This window comes from Vibrio aestuarianus (genome assembly GCF_012395185.1).
Lineage (GTDB): Bacteria > Pseudomonadota > Gammaproteobacteria > Enterobacterales > Vibrionaceae > Vibrio > Vibrio aestuarianus.
Genome location: NZ_JAAZTU010000060.1, coordinates 1 through 8,943 on the forward strand (window position 1 = coordinate 1; position 8,943 = coordinate 8,943).

The following is an 8,943-nucleotide window of genomic DNA, read 5'->3' on the forward strand; positions in this document are numbered from 1 at the left end:
GAATACTAGAAAACAGTGCTATAGCTGATTCGGATGAGTTCTATGAAAAACACGGCTCTAATTATGATCTTGATAATGATGAAGTTTACAAAGACTTCTACGATCAGTTCAATGATCAAATAAGTGAAAAAATAAGAAGATATTTAACGTTAAATTTAGAACCAACTGATTTATCACGTTCAAGTGTTACTTTAAACGATGAAATTGAGCCAATCGAGTTCAAAAATTGGGATATAGATACAACAAGAATAGTTTTCAAAAGAATGAATATTGACTTTGGGTATGGCACAGCAGAAATTTTTTACTTTGATGATGATTACGATATTGATGGAATAAAAAGTGATTATTTGTCATACATAGATAATAACAAGTTGGTTTTCAGGACAGACCTAGATAAAGAACTACATAGTCTTCCAGAACTTGTAGATTTATATTACAAAAAATGCTACAGAGAGGTATCAAAGAAACAAATACACAAACAAATGGATTTAGTTTCAAAACTATCTAACGCTCAACGTTTGCATCTTGATATTGACGTTATAAACATTGACGAATCAACAGACACATATTCAATGTTTGATATGAAATATGGTGATGCTCACAAATTAATGAATGAAAAAACATTCTATGTTTATGAAGATTTAGTTTATGACGTAGATTTCAATCTTGTAAAAGATGATGAATTAGTCATTGGCGATATAAGTTTTACAGATTACGTTTTAGAGCAACATGCAAATGGCTCGATACAAAAGTATAATCAAATGATTCCGCTTCAAGATGTTCTCGTCTGTGAATTAAACGAAGAGCATCGAAGTTATGAAATTCTTAAAATGCATAACAATAAAGATAATAGAACTCTATCTGAACAAGTAGAAACGCTTTCAAACAACACTCTTACACTTGGTGATTGTGATTATGAAGAAGGTTATCTTGTTAATCACCAGAACATGATTGCGTTTGTCATACCAGAAAAAAATCTTGCTCAAAAAGCACTATTTGAAGATGCTCAATCAAAATTTAACTTCAGTTCTGACAAAATCACATTCCAGTTTAAAGATTCAGAAGGTGAAATAGATTATCTAGTTAGAGAAAATCACCAGAAAGGTTTTGTTGAACTAAAAGGTCAATACTATCAAGTGTTCGAGAAAAAACCTGATTGTCATGGTGATGCTACAACAGCAGTATTTTTAAAAGTCGATGAAGACTTTGCTTTGAAAAAAATCTGTGAGATTGAAGAAGAAAAACTAGAATCTGTATATGGTGTTAAGCTTGATGATATGAAGTTTGAATCAGGTAAAGTTGTAGCAGATTTTAAAGTTCCGAAATTTGATTATATGTTTGTTATTACCCACAACAAGAAAAAAGATGAAATGTTATTTGATGATATTTCTGTTTTTGAAGATGCTGTAGATAGTGCCAATCCTAATTCTAAGCCTAGTGATCAAGATCTTTATTCGTCTTTGACTAATCTTGTTGAAGCAAAATCAAAGCTTAATCATAAGTCTTTGAGCAATGACGAAATGGATAGAAAAATCAAATCTGAAGAACTTAAGGTTGATGCACCAACCAAGAAAAAAACCAGATCTCTAAGGATGTAAAATCAAAGAGGTGTTATGAACATCAAGATTGAAACATTGATGAACAATCCAAAAGCTTCATTACTTACTAATGAGGCTTCTTGTCGTTCTCTGAAAGGATTTATTCAGCACCATCGTAAATCCATTGATGATTCTGATTCTAAATTCACTATAAAAAGCTTTGTAAGCCAATATGAGAGTGAATTAGATGAAATACTGGCACATATTGACGTTGTGGTTTACGACAGCTCAAAACCGATTACAGAGCTTGAAATCATTACAGAACAAGGTGTTTTATCATTCGATGAAATCCCTGAATCAACTTCAAAGAAAATCTTAGAACAACTCGATATTTCTTATGTTGAACGTTCTATTGAACTGAATGGTCATAGAGAAGATTTTATCGCTTTTGTCGATAAAGGAGATGTTCTGTATAAATCGAACATTGATAGAATCTGTTATGAATGTGAAGATTACAAGAATTCACTCAGTAATAATTACCAAAATACCTTCAGCTATTTTCATGTGATTGAAGATTTTTTTGAACCATACAAAAAGACTTACATTGACCAAAACAGCGAAATTTACACGCTCCTTTTTGAGCAATACGCTGATACTTTACCTGCATCTGACATGTATTTTATCCGTGATGAATGCGTTTATAATAATCGTTTAGAATCGGTTTATGACTTTCAATTTTATGTTGAAGAACACGATTTTTCATTGGCTGATTATGTTCGTGGTGAGGCAAGAATCAAAGTTGCTCCTGCGTTTCTACCTCATGATCTTGGTGTTCGATGGGTCGGTATCTCTGAGCTAGGAACAGAGCTTAAATCTACGTTTAAAACCGCAAATCTCAATCAAGAATTTACGGTTACAACTGACCTAAAAAATGAATATGTTTTTACAGTCGATAATGCCTGTGTTTTTGAAGATGCTGTAGATAGTGCTTACTTCAGTGATGAACCAGAAAATCGTGATGAAGATTTTGCTGAACAGCTAAAAGAGTTCATACTGAAAAAACGAAACTACGATTATTATAGTATTGACGTTAAAATCAAACTTTCGATCACTAAGCTGAAATCAGATTACAATCGAATCTTAAAAGCATCCAATCGCCATACCAATCACTAAAATCATAGTTCCTGCCAACACGCCTAATGATATGTTGTTGCTGTTAACCTTGAAGAAATCCAACTCACTACCTCTGATTTTTGCACCTTCAAAGTTACATAATCTTAGTTGCTCTAGATCGACAAATTTATAACTTGTCTTAGTGCAATTTGCATTTCTAAATTCACTGTTTTCAATGATTGAGTTGCTGATACAACATTCAGAAATATCAATGTTGTTTGCTTCTGTATCTCTCCAAACTGAGTTATAGATAAAAGCCCCTTTCATCTTCGCCCCATTGAGACTTGAACCTGTAACGTCAACGCCTGTCATCGTTGCATTTCTAGCAATGAGTTTGTCCATGTTAAGATTCGATAAATCCATATTATTTTCAAATCTATAGTTTGAAAAGTTTCTTTGTCCACCGTTCCAAAGCTCTATAAAGTGTTCTCTTGATTTTACTTCCATTGGTCTTAATCCTCGTTTTAATTATATCTGTCTACATATATTGTTATGACATAAAAAAACGGTTAAGCAATGGCTTGATGTGATACTTTTCATTTACATAACAAAGGTTAAAAAAAAAGAACCAGTTCTAGGTTCTTTTTCTGATAAGTAATTTTAAAATAATTTATTTTATAAAAAACTTTCTTCGTGTTCATAGGGCAAAATCCCTGATTTCCAAGCATCATCAATCGCTTCTTTTTTATACTCTGGTTCATAGATCTGAAATGGTAAAACTTCAAGATCTAAATCATCGTTATACTTTGACTCAATCGCTTTAGAAACTTTCCACGCAACCTCATTCAGAGCTTGTTCTTGTTCGTCTTCATCAACCAAATGCACTTGATAAATCCGTTCAGAAAAAAGCTTTTCAATCACCAATGGTTCAAGTTCAGTAAGAGCCATATCAGTATGATTTTCTTCTTCAAGTAATTCATTACTATAAAACTTGTCTACTGCCAAATCACGAAACATGTCTCTTCGTTCCGTGATTAAGTAGAACTCATATTTACAGCGTTCAGGACGTTCATTGAAGATGCGCTCAAACTCTCTTTTGTTTGTCCAGATTCGATAAATTCTCAATTTAAGCTGCCTCTTTACCTTCATCAGTATGTGGATGAGAACCAGAAAGTAAATCTAACATCTTTCTGTGAAACTCTTGCTCTCGCTTATGCTCTAAAAAGCGCATCACATAAGGATCTGTGATTCGGTTCGGGTCGTTAGCGTAAACGATACGTCCATTTTTCATATATTCTAAAATCACATCATTTTGAAACGCTACGAATTGAATCTCAGAGAGTTGGTCAACATTGTTTACCATTAGATTAAACAAACACTGTATCACTGTAATTTTAATCAGTCGTTCATCAAGGTCATTGATGATTAACTCAAGTGATTTGCTTGGGTCTTTTGATTCAACGTAGTTTTTAATCACATCTAGAACAAATGAACCAGTGCCACATGTTAGCTCTGAAACTTTGCCTGATAATGGCTTATCACCTCGCACCATACGATTGACCGCTGATACAAGTTCTGGCGGTGTCATGCACTGGCACATTTTCTTTTTATCGAACTTGTTTAGCTCTTCCATCAGTTCAGCGAAATAGTCAAAATAAGGTCGTTTCTTCATCGAGTTCATGAGATAAGTAAGAAACTTATTATGCTCAATCTGCATAAAAGCATAGTTTTGGCTGTATGTTCCCGTAACAGCGTATTGGTATGTCATTTCTACAAAATCAGACAAGATTCTATCTGTCGATTGACCGTATTTATCTGCTGTTTTGGTGATGATTTTTGCTAGTTTTTTAGTTTCATTTTTCATAGTATTTGCTCCTAAGCTGCTTTTGGGTTAGTTATTTCTTGTATTAAATCAATCTCTAAAACTTCTTCTAAAAATTCCTGATATTCACCTGACTCTAGGAGTTCAAAAAACTCATCATCAATGTGAATCGCTCCATCTGGGATAACATCTGTAATTCTTGAAAGAGCGATCTCTTCTTCAACAACATATGCATTTCTGAATAAAGCATCGTTAATAAGGTCATCAAAAATTTGACCTTTCTCTACGCTCAACCAAATTGTATATAGCTCTTCTTTCGAGAAATTTAAAACTCTGTAAAGTTGAAAATCACATAGATAAATATCTTGAACATAATATTGTTTCCCATTAATTGCTGTGAATACGAAAAATGGATCATAAAGAGTTCCTTCAGTAAGATTGAGAATTACTGGTCTATCATCACTCTCAATCAAGTGTTCCCCTTCACAAGCCTTTCCATCAGTGAATAAATTGTAATTCCAATCGAGGTTATAAATTGTTTTTCTTATCTTCAACAATTCAAAAATATCTTCTGGTTCAATTTCAAAATATTCTATGTCGCAACAATCTTTTTCAACCATCAGAGCGTCAGTATCGCCTGCTAGAATAATCCTTTCTTTTTCTATTATGTAATAACTCATATAATCTCCTAAGCTGCTTTGTTATTGTGTTGTTCTGTATCTTTAAATCTGTTCAGAAGAGTCGAGAAAATATCTTCTCTCTGAAGCTGGTCTACATGCTCGTAATAGCCCTTTACATAAGGTTCTTGGATCAATCTAGGGTTTGGATGATGGAAAACCTTATCTGGATTACAATCTTCTATAAGAGCGTTTTCACAATGAGCGATTAGATTAATTATTTTTTCCTTTTTCGCATTGTTCACACTGTCGTTGTATTGAATTTGTATAATCGCAATCTTCAGCATTCGTTCATCTAAGTCATTTATAAGAACCGTTACTTCCTTTGCTTCACTCGTCATAAACTCGCCTAACTGAGCCAGCGTTAGCGAACCTGTGCCTACGCAACATTCATAGTAAGTGCCACCTAAACCACCAAACCCAGAAGAAACTAATCCGTTTTCTTCACCTTGTTTTCTGTATCGGCTCTGGATCTTGGCCAGTAACATAGAAATATCATTTGGGGTCATACATTGCCCTAATCCTTTCTTGTCAAAAGAAACTATGTCCATCATTGCTTCACCAAGAACATCAGAAAAAGGATTTTCTTTAACGGCTTTTTTCAACAACTTTCTAAATTTAAAATGTTCTGATTCAAGATACTTATACTTAACGCTATATGTCATTGTTAAATTGAGTTGATATGTCATTTCGATAAATTTATGAAAAATATCGTCTGACTTTTCTCTGTGCTTTTTTGCTGTTTGAATTACGTGTTTTTCAATGTTCATATTTTTCTCTCTATATATTTAGGAAACGTCCATTGTTTCTAGTAAGTCTTCCCCTTTTTGGGTTTTCTATCGGTAGAATTTAACTTCTTTGTAATCTTCTCCGAAAAAGTATACAAGTTTGCCATCAAAGCTTATTTCTCTCATCGAACCACATTTATCACACGTTCTTGTGAAAAATGGTTCATCTTCATCAGAACCGGGATTTTCTTCCTCAAACCATTCGTAGTGACGACATTCATTACACAAATCAAAGTCATAATGTTTTGGCATTTCTTCATAGTTATAAAGTTCATTGTATATAAGTTTAGTCATTTCTATTTCTCTCTTTTTTAGTGCAACATTCCGATATTGCGGTTAAGTCGTCCCCTCTTTTAAATCTTTATGCTGCTTGTTTAAGTTCTTCATAAACTGGCTGTAATCGTTTCTGTGCAATTTCAAAATACTGTTCATCTACTTCAACACCTATTCCATTTCTTCCAAGATTTTGAGCTGCTACCAACGTGCTTCCTGTCCCTAAAAATGGTTCAAAAACTACATCACCTTGTTTAGAGCTATTCCTGATTAGAATCTCTAATAGATCGACTGGCTTTTCAGTCGGGTGGGTTTTAGACCCAATGATGTTATTCACTTCAAGAACATTCTTTGTTCCCATATTGGTTATATTCTTTGCTTTACCCTTACGGCACATCACAATGAACTCACAATTTTTCATATAATATTTGTTAGGAGTTGCATTGTTCTTCTTCCACACCAAAACATTTTGAAGCTTGAAACCTGCCTTGATTGCCTCTGTCATCAGTTCATTTAAGTTTCTATCGTTTACCATGAAATATGCGTGAGTTTGGTTTTTCAAAACTCTGAATACTTCTGGCATCCAATCAGAAAACTTGATTTTGTTATGCTTAAATAACGAACCGCTTCTGATAAAATCGACATTCGATTTATTGATCCATTTCGATTTAAGATCATTTACTGCAATACCTCGATTAAGCATTCCTGAAGGATTTTTTGAAGTGTCTCCATTCACTTTGCAACCGCCAGTTACGATCTTATAAGGTGGATCTGTAACGACTAAATCAACACTTTCATCACTTATATCTTTCATCACTTCTAAAACATCTTGATTGTAAATTTTCATATTTTTCTCTCTATAATTAGGCAACGTCCAGTGTTGCGGTTAGGTCTTCCCCTCTTTTAAAATATTTACGCAACATTCTTAAGTTCACATACATTTTGAACAAACATGTTTTCTGTCTTGTCAAAAAATAACCCATAAACTTTATCTTTAATCGAATAGTCTGAAGGTGTCGTAGTAATCCAACGGATTGCTTTTTCTTTCTTCGCATTTTCGATACTTAAGTCGATTAGAGATAAACTAGATTTTTTCTTAGCAATAATGAAAAATTCAAACAGTTCTTCTTTGTCATTTGTTCGAGCAACAAAATCACCTGATTTCATTGCTGACTTAGCCTGACTATTGGTTTTGTGGTTTGTGTAATAGATTCTGAATGTGTCCATATCACACCCTGCCAAACGAAATACTTCTTCAAAATCTTCTGCTGTTAGTAAGCTTTTATTAGAGTAAGAAAAGCACACGTATTTTGATTTTGATTCTTCAATCATTCTCACAAACAACGGCATAACCGATTCTTTCTTGTTCTGCTCTAACGGCTCGGTAAAGCCTTTAGTTTTAGTTGGTTTTGAAGCTCTACCAAAAATCTCAGGACGGTCGTTTTCAACAATCGTATTCCAGAGGTGGTAAAACGATGAGTAGCGCACAGAACAAGAAACTTTCTTGTTGTTCGTGCCGTAGGGAGGATCGAAGTAAGCAATATCAGCACTTACTTTTCTAAGAGTGTCAAAAACATCACCCTGAAAATTCTTGTGTTTGAATGCGTGGTTTGATTCAAACTCAGGGATCTCTAATACAATGTCTTTCTGAGATTTAGCAGACCAATCTTTCAAATATCCGTTTTGATGCCCCATGACATTTGAAATGCTATTAACAGCCAGAATTAGCGAAACCATCAGAATGTTTTTTTCATCTTGATCGATTTTTCCAGCTTCAATCCACACGTCTAAAATGTGTCTATAAATATCAATACGCTTTGCATTTTTGGTTATCCAAACCTTACGATTTCCATCTGAATCAACAGGTGAGTCTTCTAATTCTCTAGAGTAGGTTTTGGTGAACCAACCATCCGTTTGATTGAAGTAAAAATCTGGAATGTTATTCATTCGTTCAATCAGTTCAGCAATGCGTTCCTTACTAGCTTTTGAGCATAGAAATGCATCGTTAATGACTTTGGTAAACGCTTGTTTATCATTAGTCGTAACTTCAAATTGGTCTTTGAAGTAATTGGCAACCTGACCTGAACCTGAAAATGCATCGAAGAAACTTTTACATTTATTATCTTTTGCAACATTAATGAGAAAGTCTTGCAGTGAAGAATCAAGAAACGTTAGTAATTCCTTTTTGTTACCCATATATTGAATAGTCTTGTGTTTGTTTTTTACTTTTTTTGCATTGATATTATTCATAATTAGCTCTCTTTTAGTTATGCAACTTCCAGTGTTGCTTGAAGTCTTCCGCTTCTTTTTTGCTAAATTTTGGGCGCAAAAATCCCCTGAACTTGTTTTGTTCAAATTGAAAAATTAGGGTTTAAATTTCGCTCGAAGTGAGCGTGATTTGTTTAAATAATTGGAAGTCGTAAAAGAGAGTCTTGAATTGTTCTATTCAAGATTTTAAAGAAAGATATAAAATTTAGGCGTGATAAATCGACAATAATATCTGAAGATAATATCGTTGATTTCTTAGGTTTTGAATTGATTGTTTGTATTTGATGTGGCATAACTTTTCTCCAAATTAACAAGCCTTGGATGAAAGTTAGTTATAACTGAGGTATTTAGCTTAGAGTATAGCTACACGTAAATTCTAACTCACTTAAGTTAGATAGATCTATCCCAATGAAAAGTTATAGTTCAAGTTATCTTGATACGATTCAAGCACAACCACCCTATAT

General features: G+C 33.6%; 10 protein-coding genes. 2 read left to right on the forward strand and 8 right to left on the reverse strand.

Annotated features, from left to right (window positions below):
- Window positions 1-1,598, forward strand: a 1,598-nt coding sequence (locus HGG78_RS17940; RefSeq protein ID WP_172533710.1) for a hypothetical protein, incomplete at its 5' end; no start/stop codon positions are given.
- Between the two features lie 15 nt (window positions 1,599-1,613).
- Window positions 1,614-2,711: a hypothetical protein gene (locus HGG78_RS17945; RefSeq protein WP_172533711.1), complete on the forward strand. Its 1,098-nt coding sequence runs from the start codon at window positions 1,614-1,616 to the stop codon at window positions 2,709-2,711.
- On the opposite strand, the gene HGG78_RS17950 is transcribed toward HGG78_RS17945, so the two are convergent.
- The 8 genes from HGG78_RS17950 to HGG78_RS17985 all read right to left on the reverse strand — a co-directional run bounded on the left by HGG78_RS17950 (window position 2,679) and on the right by HGG78_RS17985 (window position 8,461).
- Complete coding sequence (locus tag HGG78_RS17950; RefSeq protein WP_172533712.1) at window positions 2,679-3,158, reverse strand: pentapeptide repeat-containing protein; 480 nt, start codon at window positions 3,156-3,158, stop codon at window positions 2,679-2,681. The genes HGG78_RS17945 and HGG78_RS17950 overlap by 33 nt on opposite strands.
- A 168-nt stretch (window positions 3,159-3,326) precedes the next feature.
- Window positions 3,327-3,668: a hypothetical protein gene (locus HGG78_RS17955; RefSeq protein WP_172533713.1), complete on the reverse strand. Its 342-nt coding sequence runs from the start codon at window positions 3,666-3,668 to the stop codon at window positions 3,327-3,329.
- Window positions 3,669-3,777: 109 nt separating this feature from the next.
- Complete coding sequence (locus tag HGG78_RS17960) at window positions 3,778-4,515, reverse strand: DNA methyltransferase family protein (RefSeq protein WP_172533714.1); 738 nt, start codon at window positions 4,513-4,515, stop codon at window positions 3,778-3,780.
- Window positions 4,516-4,526: 11 nt separating this feature from the next.
- Window positions 4,527-5,153: a hypothetical protein gene (locus HGG78_RS17965; protein WP_172533715.1), complete on the reverse strand. Its 627-nt coding sequence runs from the start codon at window positions 5,151-5,153 to the stop codon at window positions 4,527-4,529.
- An 8-nt stretch (window positions 5,154-5,161) separates the two neighbouring features.
- Entirely contained in the window at window positions 5,162-5,920 is a 759-nt protein-coding gene (locus tag HGG78_RS17970) for a hypothetical protein (RefSeq protein WP_172533716.1), read from the reverse strand.
- Between the two features lie 66 nt (window positions 5,921-5,986).
- The gene (locus HGG78_RS17975; RefSeq protein ID WP_172533717.1) at window positions 5,987-6,232 is read right to left on the reverse strand and encodes a hypothetical protein; all 246 of its coding nucleotides are present in this window, start codon (window positions 6,230-6,232) and stop codon (window positions 5,987-5,989) included.
- A 67-nt stretch (window positions 6,233-6,299) separates the two neighbouring features.
- A complete protein-coding gene (locus tag HGG78_RS17980; protein ID WP_172533718.1) occupies window positions 6,300-7,058 on the reverse strand; it encodes a DNA-methyltransferase in 759 nt (252 codons plus the stop codon).
- 65 nt (window positions 7,059-7,123) lie between these two features.
- A complete protein-coding gene (locus HGG78_RS17985) occupies window positions 7,124-8,461 on the reverse strand; it encodes a DNA adenine methylase (RefSeq protein WP_172533719.1) in 1,338 nt (445 codons plus the stop codon).
- Between the last annotated feature and the right edge of the window lie 482 nt (window positions 8,462-8,943).